The organism is Microbulbifer zhoushanensis (assembly GCF_021729055.1).
In the GTDB taxonomy this organism is placed as follows: domain Bacteria; phylum Pseudomonadota; class Gammaproteobacteria; order Pseudomonadales; family Cellvibrionaceae; genus Microbulbifer; species Microbulbifer zhoushanensis.
Genome location: NZ_JAJSAO010000006.1, coordinates 121,200 through 142,743, shown reverse-complemented (window position 1 = coordinate 142,743; position 21,544 = coordinate 121,200). Strand labels below are relative to the sequence as shown.

The 21,544-nt window shown below is 63.0% G+C and carries 16 protein-coding genes; 11 read left to right on the top strand and 5 right to left on the bottom strand.

Annotation, left to right across the window (positions count from 1 at the left end):
• Nucleotides 1–25: 25 nt before the first annotated feature.
• Nucleotides 26–928 (bottom strand): dTDP-4-dehydrorhamnose reductase family protein, encoded by a 903-nt coding sequence (locus LVD10_RS13675; protein ID WP_237063981.1) that lies wholly within the window; start codon nucleotides 926–928, stop codon nucleotides 26–28.
• A gap of 86 nt (nucleotides 929–1,014) precedes the next feature.
• Nucleotides 1,015–2,751 carry an arginine--tRNA ligase gene (gene argS / locus LVD10_RS13670; protein ID WP_233005961.1) on the bottom strand — a complete coding sequence of 579 codons (1,737 nt, stop codon included), beginning with the start codon at nucleotides 2,749–2,751 and terminating at the stop codon, nucleotides 1,015–1,017.
• Nucleotides 2,752–2,935: 184 nt separating this feature from the next.
• On the opposite strand from argS, the gene sbcB reads away from it, so the two are divergent.
• From sbcB to LVD10_RS13645, 5 genes are all read left to right on the top strand, one after another.
• Nucleotides 2,936–4,363 (top strand): exodeoxyribonuclease I, encoded by a 1,428-nt coding sequence (sbcB, locus tag LVD10_RS13665; RefSeq protein ID WP_233005960.1) that lies wholly within the window; start codon nucleotides 2,936–2,938, stop codon nucleotides 4,361–4,363.
• Nucleotides 4,364–4,506: 143 nt separating this feature from the next.
• Nucleotides 4,507–5,523, top strand: coding sequence for an aspartate carbamoyltransferase (locus tag LVD10_RS13660; RefSeq protein WP_233005959.1), 1,017 nt, complete (start codon nucleotides 4,507–4,509; stop codon nucleotides 5,521–5,523).
• 208 nt (nucleotides 5,524–5,731) lie between these two features.
• A complete protein-coding gene (locus LVD10_RS13655) occupies nucleotides 5,732–7,186 on the top strand; it encodes an NfeD family protein (RefSeq protein WP_233005958.1) in 1,455 nt (484 codons plus the stop codon).
• A 31-nt stretch (nucleotides 7,187–7,217) separates the two neighbouring features.
• The gene (locus LVD10_RS13650) at nucleotides 7,218–7,991 is read left to right on the top strand and encodes a slipin family protein (RefSeq protein ID WP_233005957.1); all 774 of its coding nucleotides are present in this window, start codon (nucleotides 7,218–7,220) and stop codon (nucleotides 7,989–7,991) included.
• Between the two features lie 77 nt (nucleotides 7,992–8,068).
• Nucleotides 8,069–8,698, top strand: coding sequence for a MarC family protein (locus tag LVD10_RS13645; protein ID WP_237063978.1), 630 nt, complete (start codon nucleotides 8,069–8,071; stop codon nucleotides 8,696–8,698).
• Between the two features lie 29 nt (nucleotides 8,699–8,727).
• Here the strand turns inward: LVD10_RS13645 and pgi are convergent, their stop codons facing one another.
• From pgi to nhaC, 3 genes are all read right to left on the bottom strand, one after another.
• Nucleotides 8,728–10,365 carry a glucose-6-phosphate isomerase gene (gene pgi / locus LVD10_RS13640; RefSeq protein WP_237063976.1) on the bottom strand — a complete coding sequence of 546 codons (1,638 nt, stop codon included), beginning with the start codon at nucleotides 10,363–10,365 and terminating at the stop codon, nucleotides 8,728–8,730.
• A 956-nt stretch (nucleotides 10,366–11,321) separates the two neighbouring features.
• Nucleotides 11,322–12,374 carry a DUF3549 family protein gene (locus tag LVD10_RS13635; RefSeq protein ID WP_233005954.1) on the bottom strand — a complete coding sequence of 351 codons (1,053 nt, stop codon included), beginning with the start codon at nucleotides 12,372–12,374 and terminating at the stop codon, nucleotides 11,322–11,324.
• Nucleotides 12,375–12,402: 28 nt separating this feature from the next.
• Nucleotides 12,403–13,875, bottom strand: coding sequence for a Na+/H+ antiporter NhaC (gene nhaC / locus LVD10_RS13630; protein ID WP_233005953.1), 1,473 nt, complete (start codon nucleotides 13,873–13,875; stop codon nucleotides 12,403–12,405).
• Nucleotides 13,876–14,170: 295 nt separating this feature from the next.
• Between nhaC and LVD10_RS13625 the strand changes: the two genes are divergently transcribed.
• From LVD10_RS13625 to LVD10_RS13600, 6 genes are all read left to right on the top strand, one after another.
• A complete protein-coding gene (locus tag LVD10_RS13625) occupies nucleotides 14,171–15,340 on the top strand; it encodes a 1-acyl-sn-glycerol-3-phosphate acyltransferase (RefSeq protein WP_233005952.1) in 1,170 nt (389 codons plus the stop codon).
• Nucleotides 15,341–15,427: 87 nt separating this feature from the next.
• A complete protein-coding gene (dinG, locus tag LVD10_RS13620; protein ID WP_237063970.1) occupies nucleotides 15,428–17,566 on the top strand; it encodes an ATP-dependent DNA helicase DinG in 2,139 nt (712 codons plus the stop codon).
• Between the two features lie 44 nt (nucleotides 17,567–17,610).
• Nucleotides 17,611–17,934: a YqcC family protein gene (locus LVD10_RS13615; protein WP_233005950.1), complete on the top strand. Its 324-nt coding sequence runs from the start codon at nucleotides 17,611–17,613 to the stop codon at nucleotides 17,932–17,934.
• A 313-nt stretch (nucleotides 17,935–18,247) separates the two neighbouring features.
• Nucleotides 18,248–18,841: an ATP-dependent zinc protease family protein gene (locus tag LVD10_RS13610; protein WP_233005949.1), complete on the top strand. Its 594-nt coding sequence runs from the start codon at nucleotides 18,248–18,250 to the stop codon at nucleotides 18,839–18,841.
• Between the two features lie 71 nt (nucleotides 18,842–18,912).
• Nucleotides 18,913–20,445 carry a UUP1 family membrane protein gene (locus tag LVD10_RS13605; protein ID WP_233005948.1) on the top strand — a complete coding sequence of 511 codons (1,533 nt, stop codon included), beginning with the start codon at nucleotides 18,913–18,915 and terminating at the stop codon, nucleotides 20,443–20,445.
• Nucleotides 20,446–21,450 (top strand): alpha-L-glutamate ligase-like protein, encoded by a 1,005-nt coding sequence (locus LVD10_RS13600; RefSeq protein WP_233005947.1) that lies wholly within the window; start codon nucleotides 20,446–20,448, stop codon nucleotides 21,448–21,450.
• Nucleotides 21,451–21,544 lie beyond the last annotated feature (94 nt).

The window sequence follows — 21,544 nt, the reverse complement described above, 5'->3', positions numbered from 1 at the left end:
CCAGTAAATCAGCCTCCCGCCGGGCTTACCCTGATTCCACAGGCTCTTCGTGCAGCGGTCGCAGCACGCTCGCCAGTTGCTGTGGCAGTGGGGCACCGCCGCGAATTCCCAGCGCCAGCAGGCGCGCCTTGTCCAGCTGGCAGTTCTGGGGCCGCGGCTCGACGAAGTGCGGGGCACTATCGGCGCTGATATGGCGGCAGTCCAGTTGCAGCAGGTCCGCAATCATCATCGCAAGCTCAAAACGGGTACAGGCGGTATCACCACTCCAGTGGTAGATACCCGACAGGATCTCGCCCCCGGCCTTTAGCCTCAGGCACTGCTCCAGGACGCTGGCAACTTCCTCCACACTGGTGGGGTAGCGGATGGCCCAGTGATCCAGTGCCATGGGTTCCCGTGTGCGGATAGTTTCCAGCAGTGCCGTCACGCCCGATTCCCGGGGTTCCTCCACCGGCCCGAACAGCAGTGGCAGGCGCAGCACCCAGTGCCCGTGGCAGGCGAGTACCGCCTCCTCGCCGGCGCGCTTGCTGCGGCCATAGAAGTTGATCGGGGCGGGACGGGCGTCGGCGCTGTAGGGTGGGGCAGTGCCATCAAACACATAGTCGGTGGAGATATATACCAGCTGTGCGCCCAGCTCCTCGCAGGCGCCTGCCAGCAGGGCGGTGGCATCCACGTTCAGGGCCCAGGCCGCGTCGGGCTGGTTCGCGCAGCGGTCGGGCCAGCGCTCCGCGGCGCAGTGGATCACCACATCCGGCTGCAGCTGTTCCAGGGCATTGCGGATTTGCCCGGGCTCACTGAGATCCAGTGGCAGCAGCCCGGGCCCGGAGCGCGAGTGGCAGGTGCCAGTCACCTGCCAGTCCGGGTTGGCGGCCAGTTGCCGGAATACGCTGCGACCCAGCAGGCCGGTTGCGCCGGTCACAAGGATGTTCATTATTTCAGTCCTGTCGAGAGGAAACCGGGAGCCCGCATCCGCTGCGGGCTGGACAGGCGGGGCGGCAGGCCCCGCCCGGAAGGGGATCACATCTTTTCCAGGACCTCGATACCCAGCAGGTCGAGGCCGCAGGCGATCGTGCGGGCAACCAGGTTGCACAGCTGCAGGCGACTGTTGCGCTGGGCTTCCGGCACGCCTTCCCTGAGTACCGGGCAGGCCTCGTAAAAAGCCATGTAGGCGCTGGCCAGGTCGTAGAGGTAGCTGCACAGTACGTGCGGGAAGGTATCCCGGGCCACCTGGTCCAGCACCTCGCCGAACTGGCTCAGCTTGACCGCCAGTGCCCGCTCCTCCGGCGTTTCCAGCAGGATGTCACCGGTGAGGGATTGCGGCTCGACCCCGGCACGGCGGAAGATGCTGCGCACACGGGTGTAGGCATACTGGAGGTAGGGGGCAGTATTGCCCTCGAAGGCCAGCATGGCGTCCCAGTTGAAGACGTAGTCGTTGGTGCGGGTCTTGCTCAGGTCGGCGTACTTGACCGCGCCGATACCCACGGTCCGGCCGATCTCGGCGCACTCCTGCGGGCCCAGGTCCGGGTTCTTCTCCGCCACCAGTTTCTCTGCGCGTTCCACTGCCTCGTCCAGCAGTGCCGCCAGTTTCACGGTGCCACCGGTCCGGGTTTTGAAGGGCTTGCCGTCATCGCCCATCATGGTGCCGAAGGCGCAGTGCTCCAGGGTGACCGATTCGTCGACAAACCCGGCCTTGCGCGCTGCGGTGAAAGCCTGCTGCAGGTGCAGGGACTGGCGTGCGTCCACTACGTACAGGATCCGGTCGGCACCGAGCTTGCCTGCGCGGTAGCGGATCGCGGCCAGGTCAGTGGTGGAGTAGAGGTAACCACCGCCCTTTTTCTGGATGATCATCGGGCTGGGATTGCCCTCCTTGTCCGCCATCTCCTGCAGGAATACGACCACTGCGCCCTGGTCCCTGACAGCGATTCCGCTATCCAGCAGTTCCTCGACCAGTACCGGCAAGTCCTCGTTGTACTGGCTCTCGCCGTAGACATCGCTGCGCTTCAGCGTCACGTTCAGCTTGTCGTAGATTTCCTCGCTGTGACTGATGGAGATGTCGATAAACTGTTGCCACAGCTTCAGGCAATCGGCGTCGCCGCCCTGCAGGCGCACCACATACTCCCGCGCGCGGTCGTCGAAACCCTCCTCCTCGTCGAAGCGCACCTTGGCCTCGCGGTAGAAGGTTTCCAGGTCCGCCAGTGCTACCTCGGCATCGTTGTTTTCCAGCTTGTCGGCCAGGTGTGCCAGCAGCATACCGAACTGGGTGCCCCAGTCGCCCATATGGTTCTGGCGGATGACCCGGTGGCCCTGGAATTCCAGCAGGCGAGCCAGGGCGTCGCCAATGATGGTGGAGCGCAGGTGCCCCACGTGCATCTCCTTGGCCAGGTTGGGGTGGGAGTAGTCGATCACCACTGTTTGCGGGTTCTCTACCTCCGCGATATTCAGTCGCGGATCGCGGCCTGCCACTGCCACCTGGTCAGCCAGCCACTGCTCGCTCAGGTGCAGGTTGATAAAGCCGGGGCCGGCCACCTCGGCGCTGGCAATCATATCGCCGCGGTCCAGCTGCTCGACGATCTGGCTGGCCAGCTCGCGGGGATTGGTGCCCATGCGCTTGGCGGCGGCCATGGCGCCATTGGCCTGGTAGTCGCCGAAGCCGGCTTTCTTGGCCTGCGCCACCACCGGGCCGCATTCGGCGGGGATGCCGGCGGCCAGCATGGCGGCCTGGACTTTGTCGGAAAGGAGCTGGCGAATATTCATAGGGTGATTGGACTTCTGCTGTGTAATGTAGGGAAACGCGCGATTTTAATGGGCGGGGCCGGCTTTGCAACTGAACCCCGCTCCCGGCCGGGCAGCGCTGCTGTAATGGTAGCGGTTCCGGGCATGGTGCCGGGGGGGGCTGCGGCTGATGATATGATGCCGGCAGACCGAGAGGGGGGAACAGGTGAGCAAAAACACACTCTACTGGCACGACTATGAAACCTGGGGCACCGACCCGGGCGCGGACAAGCCATCCCAGTTTGCGGGTATCCGCACGGACGAGGAACTGAATATCGTCGGCGAGCCGCTGATGCTCTATTGCCGACCTGCCAGCGACTGCCTGCCGCAGCCCATGGCCAGCCTGGTCACCGGGATCAGCCCGCAGCGGGCGCTTGCAGAGGGTGTGCCGGAGATCGACTTTATCCGCCGGATCCTGGCCGAGCTGGGCGCCCCGGGCACCTGTGGGGTGGGCTATAACAGCCTGCGCTTCGATGACGAGGTGACCCGCCACACCCTCTACCGCAACCTGCTGGACCCCTATGAGCGCGAGTGGCGTAGCGGCAACAGTCGCTGGGACATCATCGACATGGTGCGGCTCGCCTACGCCCTGCGGCCGGAAGGTATCGAGTGGCCGCGGCGCGAAGATGGCGCGCCCTCCTTTCGCCTGGAGGAACTGACCGCCGCCAACGGGATTGCCCACGAGGGCGCCCACGATGCCCTGTCGGATGTGCGCGCCACCATTGACATGGCGCGCCTGGTGCGCGAGCGCCAGCCCCGGCTGTACGATTACGTCTTCCGCCTGCGTCGCAAGCAGGAGGCGGCAAAGCTGGTTGACCTGCGGGCGCGCAAGCCACTGTTGCATGTATCCGGCAAGGTCCCTGCCAGCCAGGGACACATCACCTATGTACTGCCGCTGGCGAGCCACCCGGTCAATCGCAATGCCATTATCGTCGCCAACCTGGCCATGGACCCGGGGCCGATCCTGGAACTGGATGCGGACGCCCTCCGCGAGCGCCTGTATACGGGCCGGGACAACCTGGGCGAGGGGGAATTGCCGGCGGGCCTCAAGCTGGTACACCTGAACCGCTGCCCGGTGCTGGCACCCGCCAATATGCTCGACGACCGTCGCGCCGCAGAGCTGGGCCTGGACAAGGCTGCCTGCGAGAGGCACTGGCAGCAGTTGCGGGATACGGAGCTGACCGACAAGCTCCACCGGGTATACCTGGACAGTGAATTTCCGCCCCGCGATGTGGAGGCCAGCCTGTACGATGGCTTCCTGGACGACGGTGACCGCGACCTCTGCCGGGAGCTCCACCGTGCGCTCGGGGAGCGCGGGCCGGAGGCATTGGCCGGCGAGGTGCCGTTCGCCGACCGACGCCTGCCGGAGCTGCTGTTCCGGTTGCGGGCCCGGAACTTCCCGGACACCCTGTCAGCTGACGAGCAGCAGCGCTGGGAGGAGTGGCGCTACCGCCGCCTGACCGACCCGGCCGCAGGTGCCAGCATCACCCTGGAGCCGTATTTCGAGGAGGTTGCCGCGCTGCGCCAGCAGTACCCGGAGCGCGCCGGGCTGCTCGACCAGCTGGAGGCCTGGGGTGATGGCCTGCTTACCTGAGGGCTGATACCCGGGGTGCCCGCCGGGCGGGCCCTGTAAAAGACCGCCGCCGGCAGCCCGCGGCTATGCTCCGGGGCGCCGCGCCGCTAGAATACGGCCCCGGTAAAGACTCGCGCCCACAAGGCGCAGCAAGTGGAGTAACAATGGACTTTATCGGAGCCAACATTCTCTCTGTCAGCCAGTTCGAGCGCGCGGATATCGACCGTGTTTTCTCAGTGGCTGACAGCATGGGTCCCTACGCACGGCGGGAAAAAGTCACCCGTGTGCTGGAAGGGGCTATTCTCGGCAATATGTTCCTGGAGCCAAGCACCCGCACCCGCCTCAGTTTTGGCGCGGCTTTCAATCTGCTGGGTGGCATGGTGCGGGAGACGGTGGGAATTACCGCCAGTGCCATGGCCAAGGGCGAGTCCCTGTATGACACCGCACGGGTATTGTCCGGCTACAGCGACATCATTTGCATGCGCCACCCGCAGGCCGGGTCGGTGGCCGAGTTTGCTGCCGCCAGCCGGGTGCCGGTGGTCAATGGCGGGGACGGTGCCAACGAGCATCCCACCCAGGCGCTGCTCGACCTGTATACCATCCGCAAGGAGCTGGCGGGCAAGGGGCGTACCCTCGACGATGTTCGTATTGCCATGATTGGCGACCTGAAGCATGGCCGCACGGTGCACTCCCTGTGCAAACTGTTGTGCCTGTTCGACAAGGTGCAGCTGACGTTTATCTCCCCGCCGGAACTGGCGATGCCGGAGGCGGTGGTGGAGCAGCTGCGGGCCGCCGGCCACCAGGTGACGGTCACTGACCAATTGGAGGAGTCGATCGGGCACGTCGATATCGTCTACTCCACCCGCATCCAGGAGGAGCGCTTTGCCTCCCAGGAAGAGGCCAACCTTTATCGCGGTCGCTTCCGCCTGAACCGGGAAATTTTTACCCGCCACTGTGAGCCCAACACCGTGATCATGCACCCGCTGCCGCGGGACTCCCGTGCGGAAGCCAATGAGCTGGATACGGATCTCAACGAACACCCCAGCCTGGCAATTTTCCGCCAGACCGACAATGGCCTGCTGGTGCGCATGGCCCTGTTTGCCATGCTGCTGGGTGTTGAGGGGGATGTGGACAAGTACTCCCGCCCGGTGCGCTGGCACAGCCGCCGCAGCCCCATCTGACCGCCTTAAGCCGGTGGGCATGGGGCCCGCCGGTTGCCCTTCCCGTATAGCCACACTCCCCCGCTGCCCCTCTCCAAAATGCTGCCGTCACGTCCCCTTGTTCCCGCTGGTTCCAGGCGGAAAGGCGGGGCTGCACCGACGCACGACGGCGGGCCGATATTTCTGTTAACCTGCAGGTATAACAACTCTCGCATCCAGGATTGATGCCATGCTGAAGCGGTTCACAGGAGGTTTGCGCAGCCTGCCCCTGCGGTCGGTGTTACTGTTGTTACTTTCGCTGTTCGCCCCCCTGGTGGCGGCACAGGAGGAAGTGGGAGAGATCGTGGAGGGGCCCCATGTTGCCCGCTTCACCATCGAGGGCGCCATCGGCCCCGCCACGACAGATTACCTCATCAGGGCCATGGAGGAAGCACAGGAAAACGGTGCCCAGCTGTTCCTGATCCGCATGGACACTCCCGGCGGCCTCGACGCCGCCACCCGGGATATCATCAAGCATATCCTGGCTTCGCCAATCCCCGTCGCGACCTATGTGCACCCCTCCGGCGCGCGCGCCGCCAGTGCCGGCACCTATATCCTCTACGCCAGCCATATCGCCGCCATGACCCCTGCCACCACCCTGGGAGCGGCGACACCGGTACAGATGGGCGGCGCCCCGGGGCAGCCGCAACCCGGCCAGCAACCCGGTGGAGGGGGCGACCAGCCCGCTGGTGATACTGGGGAAACGGAAAAAAAGGATGGCGACAGGGAAGAAGGGGCGGGGACGGCGCCAGAACCTGGCAGCGCCATGGAGCGCAAGGTGATCAACGATTCGGTGGCCTATATCCGTGGTCTCGCCAACCGGCATGGCCGCAATGCGGACTGGGCCGAGAAGGCAGTGCGCGATGCCGCCACGCTGACCGCCGGTGAGGCCCTCGAGCAGAATGTGGTGGATATTGTGGCCACCGATACCGATGACCTGTTGCAGCAGCTGGGCGGGCGCAAGGTGAAGCTGGAATCCGGCGAGGTCACCATCGACGAGAAGATCGAGGATGTCCGCGTGCAGGAGTATGAGCCCGACTGGCGCAACAAGCTGCTCGCCCTGATTACCAATCCGCAGGTGGCCTATATCCTGCTGTTGGTGGGAATCTACGGCCTGATTTTCGAGGGCTATAACCCGGGCGCGCTGGTGCCCGGCATTGTCGGGGTCATCTGCCTGCTGCTGGCCTTCTACGCACTGCAGGTGTTGCCGATCAATTACGCCGGCCTGGCACTGATTATCCTCGGCGCATTGCTGATTGTGGCAGAGGTGTTTATGCCCAGTTTCGGCGCCCTGGGTATCGGTGGCGTCATCGCGCTGGTAATCGGCTCGGTGATGCTGATCGATACGGATGTCCCTGGTATGCAGGTTTCGCGCAAGCTGATCGGTGCGATCGCCGGGGTGAGCGGCCTGATGCTGCTGGGGTTATTGATGGCTGTCGGGCGCAGCCTGCGCAGACCCCGGGTCGCCAGCGACCAGGCGCTGGTGGGGCGCACCGCCACGGTGGACAGGGTAGAGGATGACGAAATCCTGGTACACGTGGGTGGCGAGATCTGGACTGCGCACAGCGATGACCCGGTGTCGCCGGGCCAGCAGGTAATCATTACTGAACAGCATGGCCTGCGGCTGCGGGTCCGGCCGGAATAAGATAACAACGCGATAGAGACAGGAGTCCGAAATGGTCAGTTATTTTATGGGGTTGTTGATTGCCGCGGTGGCACTCATCCTGATGTATGCCATCCGCATCCTGCGCGAGTACGAGCGCGCGGTGGTGTTTTTCCTGGGCCGTTTCCAGTCGGTCAAGGGGCCGGGCCTGATCATCATAATCCCGGTGATCCAGACCATGGAGCGGGTAGACCTGCGCACGGTGGTAATGGATGTACCCACGCAGGATGTGATCAGCCGTGACAACGTGTCCGTGAAGGTCAATGCAGTTGTGTATTACCGGGTGATTGACCCGCAGTCCGCGATCATCAATGTGGAGAACTACCACGAGGCTGTGAGCCAGCTGTCGCAGACCACCCTGCGCTCTGTGCTGGGTAAGCACGAGCTGGACGAGATGCTGTCCGAGCGGGACAAGCTCAATGTGGATATCCAGAAGATTCTCGACGAGCAGACCGATGCCTGGGGTGTCAAGGTAACCAATGTCGAGATCAAGCATATAGACCTGGATGAGAGCATGATCCGCGCCATCGCCCGGCAGGCAGAGGCAGAGCGCTCCCGTCGCGCCAAGGTCATCCATGCCGAGGGTGAAGCCCAGGCAGCGATGAAGCTCACCGAGGCAGCCGACCAGCTGTCGCGTAACTCAAACGCCATCACCCTGCGTTACATGCAGACGCTGATTGATATTGCCGGCGAGCAGAATTCCACCATCGTTTTCCCGCTGCCCATGGACCTGATCCAGCCGTTGATGAAAAACATGATGGCCGGGCAGCAGAAAGCTGAGTCATAACCGGGCCGCGCCGACAGCAGCGACCAACCCCGGCGCTGCTGTGAGCCGGCAGGATCAAGGGAAGTGGCGGAGGTAACATGGTTGAGCTGGATTTTTTACAGTTCAGTAATGCTTTCTTGCTGCTGCTGGTATTGCTGAACCCCTTCGTTCTCAGTGTCTACCTGCTCGACCTGATCCGCGGGCTGGACCTGAGGATGTTCTCCAGCCTGCTGATGCGGGCATTCCTGATCAGCCTGTCGGTATTCCTGGCGTTTGCCTGGTTTGGCGAGAAGATATTTGACAGTGTGCTGCAGGTCCGCTTTCTCGCCTTTATGATTTTTGGCGGCATTATTTTCCTGATTGTGGGAATCCGGTTGACCCTGGGGATGGGGAGCCCGATGCAGAGTATCAACCTGCATTCGCATGAAGTCGCCGGCGCCATTGCCATGCCGTTTATTGTCGGTCCCGGTACCATCAGCGCCGCTGTGCTGGCGGGTAGCCGGCTGGGTGCAGTGGGAGGGGCTTTATCGATTACCCTGGCGATGGCGGTAGCACTGGCGTCCCTGATCCTGCTGAAAATGCTTTACGACTGGGTACAGACGCGCCACGAGCGTTACGTGCGCAAGTATATCGAGGTGGCGGGCAGGGCGACTGCCCTGTTCACCGGTTCATTTGGTGTGGACATGATCCTCAAGGGGATCGAGCGATGGTGGGAGTGGATGGCCTGAGCCCACCATCGCGGCGAGGCACTGTGGGGTTAGCCGGGGATTTCCTGGAACAGCAGCTCCAGCAGTTTTTTGCTGGACCCGTCCCAGCCCTCGGTCGAGCCGCCACCGGCTGCCTCGTGCACCGCATTGCCGAGTAACTTGCCGAGTTCCACTCCCCACTGGTCGAACGGGTTGATCCCCAGCAGGCAGCCGCCGACGAAGACTTTGTGTTCGTAGAGTGCCAGCAGGGCGCCCAGGTGATAGGGGTCCAGCTTTTCCACCACCAGGGTATTGCTGGGGCGATTGCCGGGAACCACCTTGTGCGGGGCCAGCGCATGTGCCTCGCGGTGGGTGTAACCCTGGTCTTCCAGTTCCCGCCGGGCCTCGTGCAGGCTTTTGCCCTGCAGCAGTGCCTGGCTCTGGCTGATGCAGCAGGACAGCAGCCAGCGATGCTGTTCCACCAGGCCGGATGTCGGTTCCCGGATGGCGATAAAGTCTGCCGGGATTAAATCGGTACCCTGGTGCAGCAGCTGGTGGAAAGAATGCTGCCCATTACTGCCTTCGGTTCCCCAGATGACGCTGCCGCTGGGGTAGTGCAGGGGCTGGCCGTCCCGGTCAACCCCTTTGCCCAGGCTCTCCATGTCCAGTTGCTGCAGCCACGCGGGAAACTTGGCCATGCGCTGGGCATAGGGCAGTACCACCTGGCTGCCAGCGCCCCAGCATTGCCGGTACCAGAAATGAATCAGGGCCATCAGTACCGGCAGGTTCTCCGCCAGCGGCGCCGTCGCAAAATGGCGATCCATGGCGTGTGCGCCAGACAGGAGGGCCTCGTAGGTTTCGTAGCCACAGGCCAGCGCGATGGGAAGCCCGATGGCCGACCAGAGTGAGTAGCGGCCCCCCACCCAGCTCCACATGGGGAAGATGTTTTCCGCAGCGATGCCGAAGTCCTGGGCGGCCACGATGTTGCTGCTTACCGCAACGAAGTGCCTGGCAAGCTGTGCCTCATCGCATCCGGCGTCCAGCATCCACTGGCGTGCGGCCAGGGCATTCTCGCGCGTCTCCAGGGTCGAGAAGGATTTTGAGGCAACGATAAACAGGGTATTGGCGGGCGGCAGGCCAGCGAGTGTATCGCTCAGGTCAGCCCCGTCGATATTGGCTACAAAATGTGTCTTGAGGCCTTCCTTCTGCCACGGACGCAGGGCCTCGACTACCATGCGTGGACCCAGGTCAGAGCCGCCGATGCCGATATTCACCACATGGCGGATCGGTTCGCCGGTAAAGCCACGCCAGTCGCCACTGTGTACCCGGCGGGTAAAGTCGCGCATTTGCGCACGGCAATCGGCCACCGCCTGCTCGTGCTCATTGGCCGGTTCCCCCTGGAAACGCAGCGCTGTATGCAATGCGGGGCGGTGCTCGGTGTTATTGATGTTTGCGCCGGAGAATAATGCCCCGATCTGCTCCTTCAGTCCGCACAGGTCGGCGTAATCCAGCAGATGCCCGAGGGTCTGGTCCTGCAGGTGATTCTTGCTGTAATCGAGGTAAATTCCGGCGGCGCTGCTGCTGTATTGCGCGGCGCGATTGGCGTTGGTTTCAAATAGCTCCCGCAGTGACCATCTCTGTTCGCGCTGGTGTGATTGCAGCTGGGCGATGGCGGCGGAGCGGCTTGCCGTTGCGGTTTCGGCTGTCATGTTATCCCCGGATTACTGGCTTGTATTTTATTGCTGTTGGAGGTGTTCCGGCGCAATGGGAGTGGCGCTGCCCAGTCGACGACCTGGAGAGGCGACGGGTGCTGCGACGGAGTTTTTCGCGTCAATGCTAGCGCTAAATGGGAATTACAGCCAGTGCCGGGTGGTGGCTGCCGCGGTCAGTCGAAGATCGGGGAGGGGCAGGCAGTTGTACCTGAAAAGCAAACGGTTGTACCGGAAAAGCAAATGCCGCTTCGAAAAGCGGCATTGCTATGTTTGCCGAAAAGTGGATTTACTTGACCACTTTCATGCAGCGAACATTGTCGGAAGCCATCCAACAATCGGCATCCGCCGGGCAAGCCATTGAAAGCGGGATTTGCTCAGAGCCCGGAGGGCAGGATGCCGGTGGCGCAGGTGCCGCACAGCAGCCCGCCAAAACCAGTGCACTGATAATTCCCATTAGGTACTTGGCTGGAGTGAAATTCATCCCCTTACTCCTTTCCGTTGATGTCAGCCATTAGCATAGCCAATAAAACGTCACCTGTTTGGTCTGCTTTGTAAAATGATGTTCTACAAAGAGCCGCCCTTTGGAGTGTAATAGGCGGGCGGGAAAAATAGCTGCCAGCCGTTAACTCAGGATAAACCAGGCGCCAGTTTGGCGCTTTAAAATACCTATATTTAAAGTCTTTCCTGCCATTTGGTGGCGTAAGCTGTTGCGGGGCGCATCGACTTATTTTTTGAAACTTGAAAAAAACTTTTTCCCAGTGGGTCTCGACAAAATTTTCCGCGCCAATTGCCCGGTGGCACTCCCTGTTTCAGGGCGTAAAGTGTGGCCGATACCGGGGGTATGCCGCCGATCCGGATTTCTCCCGATCACCGGCCTATTTTAGTCGTGCGCATCGCCGCATTGTGGAAGGTGGGGTGAGAGCGGGAAGAGGAGGGCGCACCGGGGTGCGCAATCAGTGTGTCGGTTGCGGCCCGTGGAGAAACACGCCGAATGCGCGTGCCAGGGCTTCCGGCCGTTCCGGCGAACGCAGGGCATCCAGCAGTGCTGTGCGGGTTGCCGGGAGGAACATCAGGTCGGCCAGCAGCAGGTTGAAGGTTTCCTGTTTCTGGCTCTCGGCCAGCGCCGTGAGCCAGAGCGCGGCCAGGGCCGGTTCCTGGAGGTCCTCCGGGCAGCGGCTGCCCATAGCGGCGAGGGTTTCCCCCGCCCGGGCCCTGTCGCTGTGCAGCAGCCGCTGCAGGAATTCGTGCCGCAGGCCCCGGGCCGGGGAGAAGGAAATGCCGCGCACCGCCGCAGCAAGGATGGCGGCTTCCGGTTGCTGTTGCTGCAGCTCGGCGTCTGCCCGGCGGATAATGGCAGCGGCCAGGCGGTGGTCGATCGCCTCACTTTCCAGGCACTGGCAGAGGCTGACGAATACCGGCGCAGCGATTTGTGGCAAAGCCTCGTCTATGAGCTGCCGGTGCTCTTCCCAGCGCGCGCTGACATCGGCGATCCCCTGCAGGCCCAGGTGACCCCAGGTGCCGGAATCCGGCGCACGGAGGTAGGCCAGGACGTTTTCGTAATGGGCACTGGGGGCACGCCGTAGCAGTCGGGCTGCGTGGGCGTGAAAAGTTGCCTGGCGCTCGGGCGGGGGGGAATACACCAGGCCGCTCTCGCTGAGCGCGCTGCCGAGCTGCTCGCCGGCGTCGCTGCCATCTCCGGCGACGAGCTTGCGGTTCAGGAGCGCAAGGAAGTTGTCCCGCGCCGCAAACTGTAGTTTGCCCTGCTCATCGAGAGGCAGGCGCAGGAACCAGACGGCGGGCTCGCCACCTTCCTCCGGCCACAGCAGTAGCCCGACCCAGGCCTCGCGCAGGTAGGGGTGTGGCCAGGGCGCATCGCCGGCCTCGAATGCATCGGCAGCGCTGCGGGGCACCGAGCGGACGCGCCGGCCAAGGTCGAACCAGCGCAATTTGAAGCGGGCCTGGCTGATCAGGTCACTCAGCGTGCCAGGATTACTGTTGTCGGTCATGCCGGGTTGGTCTCGCGCGAAAGTGCATTCATTTTGCGGCTTGTGCCGTTGGTGCCGCATCCAGCGGCAGTTGCTTGAAGTGTGTCCAGCCGTAGGCAATGGCCAGCAACGGGCAAAGGATATTGAACAACGCGAACGGTGCGTAGGTAAAAGTAGCGATGCCCAGGGTCGCGCTCATGTAGGCCCCACAGGTATTCCAGGGGATCAGTACCGAAGTGATGGTGCCGGAGTCCTCGAGGGTCCGCGACAGGTTGAGCCCATGCAGGCCTTTTTCGGTAAACGCCTCGCGGAACATGCGGCCGGGGATAATGATGGCCATGTACTGGTCGCCGGCAGCGGCGTTCATGCCGAAGCAGGTCAGTACGGTGGATGTCACCAGCCCGCCCACGGTCTTCACCCGCGACAGGGTCCAGTTGACGATTCGCTCGAGGAACCCGGCGCGCTCCATGGCACCGCCGAAAGCCATGGCGGATACGATCAGCCAGATCGTGTTGAGCATGCTGCTCATGCCCCCCTTGGAGAGCAGGGCGGCCACATCCTCGTTACTGGAGGTGGACTTGTAGCCGTCAAACAGGCTGTACCAGGCGCCCTTGATGGCTGCCAGGGGGCCATCACCACCCAGGCGGCGGGCAGTTTCCGGCTCGAATACCAGGGCAATCGCGCAGCCCACCAGGGCGCCGATCATCAGCGTCGGGTAGGCAGGTATTTTGCGCCAGGCCATAAACAGCAGCAGGGCCAGGGGCAGCATGCTGACGATGGAGATGTTGAACTCCTCCTGCAGGGCACCCAGTAGCAACTGGATGTCTTCCGCCGAGGCCCCGGACGCATCGGTGCGCAGGCCGATGATGGAGAACACCACCAGCGCGATGATAAAGGCGGGCATGGTGGTCCAGAGCATATTGCGGATATGCAGGAACAGGTCATTGGACGTCACCGCTGCCGCCACATTGGTGGTGTCGGACAGGGGCGACATCTTGTCACCAAAATAGGCGCCGGAGATTACCGCACCGGCGGTTACCGCCGGTGACAGGCCCAGCGCGCCGGCGATGCCCATCAGGGCCACACCCAGGGTGCCGGCAGTGGTCCAGCTGGAGCCGATGCTCAACCCCACAATCGCGCAGATGATGCAGGAGGCGGCATAGAACCACTGTGGCGACAGTATCTGTACGCCGTAATAGATCATCGAGGGCACAGTGCCAGCGAGGATCCAGCTGCCGATCAGGGCGCCCACCGCCAGCAGGATCAGGATCGCGCCGAACACCAGCCCGATACCGTGCAGCATGCCGCCCTCCATCTCGTCCCAGCTGTGGCCGTTTTTCATTCCCATCAGGGCGGCGATGCCGGCGCACAGTAGCAGGGCAATCTGGTTGGGGCCATAAGATGAGTCGGCACCGTAGAAGAAGACCGACAGGGACAGCAGGGCTATCAGGATCAGCAAGGGGATCAGCGCGTCCAGCAGGCTGGGCTGCTTGGCGGCGGGGGAGGAACTGGGCTCGGTCAAGGTAGGGCTCCTAAATCTGCTTCTCGGGCCTGGTCAGCGGCCATTCTCGTTATCGTTGTCGGGGCGCCGGCCGGCGCGAAGCGCTCTATTCTCACGGCTGCGGTGCGAGCTGTCCACACCGGCTGGTCGCGGGCGGTGCTGGCAGTTCGGCGGCGGTTCCGGTATGTTCTGCGCCGGCCGGGCTTTACCGGCCCCCCGGACCGATCGTCCCCGGCCCGTGAGCCGGTCTAGCATCAATAAGAATGAGCCCGATGGCACCGATATCCGGTGGCGTCAGGTGGCAGGTAGTGATTTCATGAGAGCAAGTGAACTGGATCCCTCGCAGTTCGAGGATATTCGCCCCTACCGCGACGACGAGGTGCGCGATGCCCTCAAGCGCCTGATCAGCGACCCGGAAATGTCCCACGCAGCTGCGCATTTCCTGGTGCCAAAGCTGGCGAAGCTTGAGGGACCCATTGCCTGGCTGGTGCGCCAGTTCCTGCGCTTCGAGTTCCGCAATGCGCGCGACGTGCGGGGCGTACAGGAAGTGGTGGCCAAGTACCTGGAGATGGCGGTCAACCGTACCAGTGACGGGCTGACCATCTCGGGCCTGGATACCCTGCCCAAGGATCGTGCCTGCCTGTTCGTCAGCAACCATCGCGATATTGCCATGGATCCGGCCCTGTCCATCCTCGCCATGTACAAGGAGGGACATGAGACTGCCCGTATCGCCATCGGTGACAACCTGCTGACGAAGCAGTTTGCCACGGACATCATGAAGCTCAACAAGTGCTTTACGGTGAAGCGCAAGGCCAGCACCCGCCGGGAAAAGCTGGAGTCCGCCACCAAGCTGTCGAATTACATCTACCACTCTGTGGTCAATGAGAATGAACATGTCTGGATCGCGCAGCGGTCCGGCCGTGCCAAGGATGGGCTGGACCGCACCAACCCGGCGCTGGCGGCCATGTTTGCCATGACCAAGGACCGGGATACCCCGTTTGCCGAGTTCTGGCGCAAGCTGCACATCGTGCCGCTGGCCATCTCCTACGAGTGGGACCCCTGCGACCGGCAGAAGGCCCGCGAGCTGTATTTCGCCGAGCACCCGGAAGGCTATCGCAAGGCCCGCCACGAGGACCTGAACTCCATCGCCAAGGGGGTGGTGGGCCAGAAAGGGCATGTCCATGCGGCTTTCGGCACCCCGATCGAGGGTGATTACCACGATGTGGGGGCACTGGCGGAGGAGATCGATCGCCAGGTGATCGGCAATTATGTGCTTCACCCGACCAACCTCATTGCCTACCAGATGATCTACGGCGAGACCCCGGACCTGCCGGTATCCTGGCCTGCCAGGCAGTGGAACCCGGACGAGTACAGGGAGACGCGGGAGAAGTTCGAGGCCCGCATGCAGCGCATCGACGAGCGCTGGCGCGAGCGGGCGATTCGGGGCTACGCCAACCCGGTAGTCTCCAAGCTGGCCTACCTGTGATCGCTGGCGGCGATGGTGGAGTGCGACGGGCGCTTGCGCGATAATGCCGGCCCCTGACCATTCACCAGCAGCCGGCGCTCCCACACTGTGTTAAGCAAACAAGACAAACAGGCCATTCAGGCCGCCTACAGCGAATTCCTGGCCGGGCGCGAGCTTCGTGCCCGCTATGGGCAGAAGCTGATGGTGGCGGCTATCGCGCGCTCGCTGGGAGCCATCGAGCAGGATGCCAGTGGCGAGCGCGACAGCAGCAAGACCGACGGTGAACATATCTGCGTGGTGGAGGCCGGCACCGGGACCGGCAAGACAGTGGCCTACCTGCTGGCCGCGATTCCGCTGGCGCAGGCACAGGACAAGAAGCTGGTTATCTCCACCGCGACCGTCGCGCTGCAGGAGCAGATTATCCACAAGGACCTGCCGGAGGTTGCGCGCCACAGTGGCCTGAAATTTGACTTCAGCCTTGCCAAGGGCCGCGGCCGGTACCTGTGCCTGAGCAAACTCGACCAGCTGCTGGCCGAATTCAGCGGCAGCGGTGTGGGCACCAGCATGGGGCTCTACGAGGACGAGCTGCCAAAGGTTGACGAGACCGGGGTGCAGCTGTACCGGGATATGGCAGAGAGCCTAGCCAGCGGTCGCTGGGACGGTGACCGGGACAACTGGCCGGACACCATCGAGGTGGCCGACTGGAGCCGCGTGACCACTGACCATCGCCAATGCAGTGGTCGGCGCTGCCCCCATGTGGGCAACTGCAGCTTCTTCCGCGCCCGGGAAAACCTGGGCAAGACCCAGGTAATCGTGGCCAATCACGATCTCCTGCTGGCCGACCTGGCCCTGGGGGGCGGTGCCATTCTGCCGCCGCCGGAAGAGACCATTTATGTGCTCGACGAGGCGCATCACCTTCCGGACAAGGCGCTCAACCACTTTTCCCACCACAGCCGGGTGGGGGCTTCCACCGGCTGGCTCGACCAGGCCAACAAGAATCTCGGCCAGATGCTGGGCGAGATCGGCGATGGCGCCGAACTGGATCGCCATGGTGAGGAGTTGCCGGGGTTGCTGGCCTCCGCCAAGCAGTCACTGGAGCAGATGTGGCCGTTGCTCGAGGAGACCTGTGAGTTTGAGGACGAGCGCGGCAATACCGTCCGTCACCGCTTTGAGGGTGGGGTGGTCCCGGAGGCGCTGATGCACCTGGCTGAGACCCTGCGCGATGACTTCGACGAGCTGGAAGCCGTATTGGGCAAGATGGTGCAGGCCGCGCAGAAGCTGCTGGAGGATCCGCACAGCCCCGTCCCGGCGGTGGACCTGGAGCGCTGGTATCCCCTGCTGGGGAGTTGGTACGGCCGCGCCGAGGCCAACCTGCAGTTGTGGGCCAATTATGCCCGCCCGGATGCCCGGGACGCTTTGCCGCAGGCCCGCTGGGTGACCCTGGTGGACTGGGGTGGCTCATTCGATTTCGAGGTGTGCAGCTCGCCGATCCTGGCGGGCAAGACACTGGAGTACAGCCTCTGGCGGCGCTGCTACGGCGCGGTGCTGACCTCGGCGACCCTGACCGCACTGGGGCGCTTTGACCGTTTCCGGATGCGCGCCGGTACCCCCGATAACGCCACCTACGAGGTGGTGCCCAGCCCGTTCGATTTCTCCCGCGCCACGCTCCAGGTGCCGGCGAGCGCCGTGGATGCGGGTAACGCGGACCAGCATACGGATGCAGTCATCGCTGCCCTGCCGGAACTGCTCGGTGACAGGGGTGGCGCCCTGGTGCTGTTTTCGTCCCGTCGCCAGATGGAGACGGTCTATGAGTCGCTGCCGGGGACCTGGCGCAACCGTATCCAGATGCAGGGCCAGCGTTCGCGCCAGCAGTTGCTGGAAATTCACCGCGAGACCGTTGATGGCGGCGGGGCCAGCGTGCTGTTCGGGCTTGCCAGCTTTGCCGAGGGGCTTGACCTTCCCGGGGATTACTGCCGCCACGTGGTGATCGCCAAGTTGCCGTTCGCGGTGCCCGATGACCCTATCGAGGCGGCCCTGGCGGAATGGGTGGAGGCCCGCGGTGGCAACCCGTTCATGCAGATTACCGTCCCCGATGCGGCCGTGCGGCTGGTGCAGGCCTGTGGGCGCCTGCTGCGCACCGAACGGGACGAGGGCACTGTCACCCTGCTGGACCGGCGTGTCGTCACGCGCCGCTATGGTCGCGCGATGCTGGATTCCCTGCCGCCGTTCCGGCGCGACATAAACTAGTGGGCGGTTACCGATCACACCGCAACCGAACAGACGGAGTCCCTATGAGCAGTATTTACCTCGACGTAGCGGACCAGCTGCTGCAGCTGGAAGCGGAACTGCGGCGGCTGGATCTCTGGCAGGCGGAATCGCCGTCCGCCGAGGACCTGGCCAGCAGCCAGCCGTTCTGCGTCGATACCCTGACCCTGCCCCAGTGGCTGCAGTTCATCTTTATCCCGCGTATGGCGCAGCTGGTGGAGGCCGGCGGTCCGCTGCCGCAGAAATGCGGCACCGCACCCATTGCGGAGGAGTTTTTCCGCGAGCGCAATGACGGTGGCCGCCTGATCGCCCTGCTGGGTGAAATAGATGCACGCCTGGAGCGGGGCTGAGTGCCTTGCAGCCGTTATCCCGGGGTAATGGTTTTCCACCTAGAGCATGAGAACAGAGGCGCGAATCTGTTCAGCTCAGGGGCGGATGCGGTAGTATGTTTCGTTTATACCAAGCCGGGCATGGATTCTCCGGCCAAATAAGAAACAGGGACAGGAAATTGCGATCGTCGCACAGGTTGGCCGAAAGGCCCTAAGGTAGTAAGCAAAAATGCGGTTTTTTCCCATTTTATGTCTGTTGCTGGCCTCACAATTAATCGTGGGATGCGAGTCCTTCACACTGCGCGGGCCCTGGTCGGAAGAGCCCGGGGCGGTGATGCCGGAGCAGCCCCCGGAGGGGACCGTCCCGCCGGCAGGGGCGGCTGCCCAGTGCCCGGAGCCGCAGGAAGTGGTGTGCGCCGAGCCGGAAGTGAAGGTTGTCGAGCGGGTGATCGAACGGACCTACGAGAAAGTAGTCGAAGTGCCCGTCGCCAAGGACAAGCTGGTGTTGGGGGAAGTGGAAATCGTGGCACTGGAGCCCGGTGGCGTAACCCTCAAGGCCCTGATTGATACGGGGGCACCGACCTCCTCCCTCAGCGTCAAGGAACTCAAGCCGTTCGAGCGTGATGGCAAGGACTGGGTTCGCTTCCTGGTGTCTACGCCCGGGGATGACGAGCCGGTTACCGTGGAGTTGCCGATCAAGCGCCAGGTGCGGGTGGAAAGGCCCGGCTTTGGCAGCCAGCGGCGGCCGATTGTCAATATGAGCCTTACCGTCGGCGATGTGACCCACATGGTCGAGGTCAACCTGACCGAGCGCAGCGGGATGGACCACCCACTGTTGGTGGGCCGTAACTTCCTCAAGGATGCCGCTGTCGTTGATGTCAGCCGCCGCGAGGTCCAGGGTGAGCCCCGGCTTCCCGTCGCAAAATAACACTGGCTATCAATCTGGCGGCTGCCGCGCACGAACCGGCGCCGTCCAATCATGAATATGGGGATTGGCGAATGTCGCCACGCGCTCAGGTATATATTCTCGCTGCTTTATTCGCGCTGATGGGCGCGGCCCTTACCATCTACAAGAACCGTGAACTGGGCTTCCCGTTGCTGCCGGGGGAGTATCGGACCGTCTGGACCATCGAGGCGAAGGTACGCTTCAATGCTGATGGCGGCCCGGTGAAGGCTTCGCTCACCCTGCCGCGCGAACAGCGCAATATGGAAGTTCTGGGAGAAACCTTCAGTTCATCCGGGTTCGGTTTCAACGTCATCCGTGACAACGATGAGTATCGCGCGGTCTGGTCACGGCGTGACGCCAGCGGTAGCCAGTCCCTGTTCTACCAGCTGGATGTGCACCAGACGCCGGGCGCGGCGCTGGAGCAACCGCTGGACCTGAGTACCGAGGTGGACAAGCCGTTCCTGGGGGCGCGGGAGCAGGAGGCGGTCCGCCAGGCCATTTACTCCATGGTGGACAGCGCCCGTGAGCGCTCCTCCGACACCGAGACCTTCACCACTCAGCTGCTGACCTCCCTGGGGGATACCCGCAACCAGGACCGCAACCTGATTTTCGGCTATTACAAGGACCGCTCGCTGGTAGATGTGGCACTGCTGATGCTTTCGGCAGCGGAGATCCCGGCCCACCGGATTCGCGGGCTCTACCTTGAGGACGATCGCCGCAGGCTGGACCCCGAGGACCTGCTGGAGGTTTTCGATGGCAAGCGCTGGGTGGTGTTCGAACCCCGCAGCGGTTCCCCGGGCGTGCCCAGGAACTTCTTTATCTGGCAGCGGGGCGGCAAGAGCCTGCTGGACGTTGAGGGCGGCAGTGATTCACGCGTTACTTTCTCGGTCATCTCCAACGATGTCCCCGCCCGCGATGTGGCGATGCTGAGTACCAGCATGGAAAAAGAGGCGCTGGTGGACTTCTCCATTTACAGCCTGCCCATCGAGCAGCAGAGTATCTTCAAGCTGATCCTGCTGGTTCCGGTGGGGGCATTGGTAGTGGTTTTGCTGCGGGTGTTTGTGGGCCTGCGGACCTCGGGCACTTTTATGCCGGTGCTGCTGGCCATTGCCTTTATCGAAACGCGCCTGATGACGGGGCTGGCAATTTTTGTGCTGATCCTGGTGCTGGGACTCTGGGTCCGCTTCTACCTGAGCAGGCTTAACCTGTTACTTGTGGCGAGGATCGCTGCCGTGGTGGTCACGGTGGTGATCTTGATGGCTGCGATCAGCGTGGTGAGCTACAAGTTGGGTATCGAGCAGGCGCTGACGGTAACCTTCTTCCCGATGATTATCCTCGCCTGGACAATCGAGCGGATGTCGATCGTCTGGGAGGAGGATGGCCCCTACGAGGTGGTGGTCCAGGCGGGCGGCAGCCTGCTGGTGGCGGTGCTGGCTTTCTGGGTGATGACCAACCGCTATATCGAGCACTGGACGTTCAACTTCCCGGAGCTGCTGCTGGTACTGCTGAGCCTGATCCTGATCGTCGGCAATTACACCGGTTTCCGCCTCGGTGAGCTGATGCGCTTCCGGCAGCTGGTGCGATAAATGAACACTTTTTCCCTTGCCCGGATCGGCGCCAAGTTGCGCGGTGGCCTGGTTTCTCCCTCTGCACTGCGGCGGATGGGAGTGCTGGGGATGAATGCGCGCAACGTGAACTACATTGCACGCTATAACGATCGTAATCTCTATCCCGTTGTCGATGACAAACTCAATACCAAGCGTGCCGCCCGGCGCGCGGGTATCGCGGTGCCGGAGCTGATTGCAGCCTTCGAGACCCAGCCCAGTCGTGCCCGTGTGATGGAAGTCATCGAGCCCCTGTGGAAGTTTGTGATCAAGCCGGCGCGCGGCTCCGGGGGCAAGGGCATCCTGGTGATCGTGGGGCGCGAGGGGGATGAGTACATCAAGCCTTCCGGCGCCAGGGTTACAGCACTGGATATCCTGCGCCACGTCAGCAACATCCACAGTGGCCTGTACAGCCTGGGTGGCAAGCCCGACCGCGTGATGATCGAGGCGCTGGTGGATTTCGACCCGGTCTTCGACAACTACTCCTTCGAGGGCGTGCCGGATATCCGCGTTATTGTATTTCGCGGCTTCCCGGTAATGGCGATGCTGCGCTGCTCCACCCATTCTTCTGACGGCAAGGCCAACCTGCACCAGGGCGCCGTCGGGGTGGGTATCGACCTGGCCACTGGTCGCAGTTCCCATGCGGTGCAGAATGGACTGCGCATCAACCAGCACCCGGATACGGAGATGCCCTTCGACAAACTACAGGTGCCGGGATGGCGTGACCTGCTGCGCCTGGCATCCAGTTGCTACGAAATGACCGGGCTCGGCTACCTGGGGTGTGACATCGTGCTTGACCGCAAGCGCGGCCCGTTGCTGCTCGAGGCGAATGCGAGGCCGGGGCTGGCAATCCAGATTGCCAATGGAGTGGGGCTGCGTAACCGCCTGCGACTGATTGAAAACATGGACCTGGAAGAGCTGGAGCGCAATGTGGAAGAGCGCGTTGCATACTCGGTGCAACAGTTCGCGGCGTCCAGGGCAGATTAAGCCGGGCGCGACCGTGATACGCCCGCCGGACTGGCGCAGGGTACAGTAATAAAAAAAGGGCGATCCGAGGATCGCCCTTTTTTGTCTGCGCCGG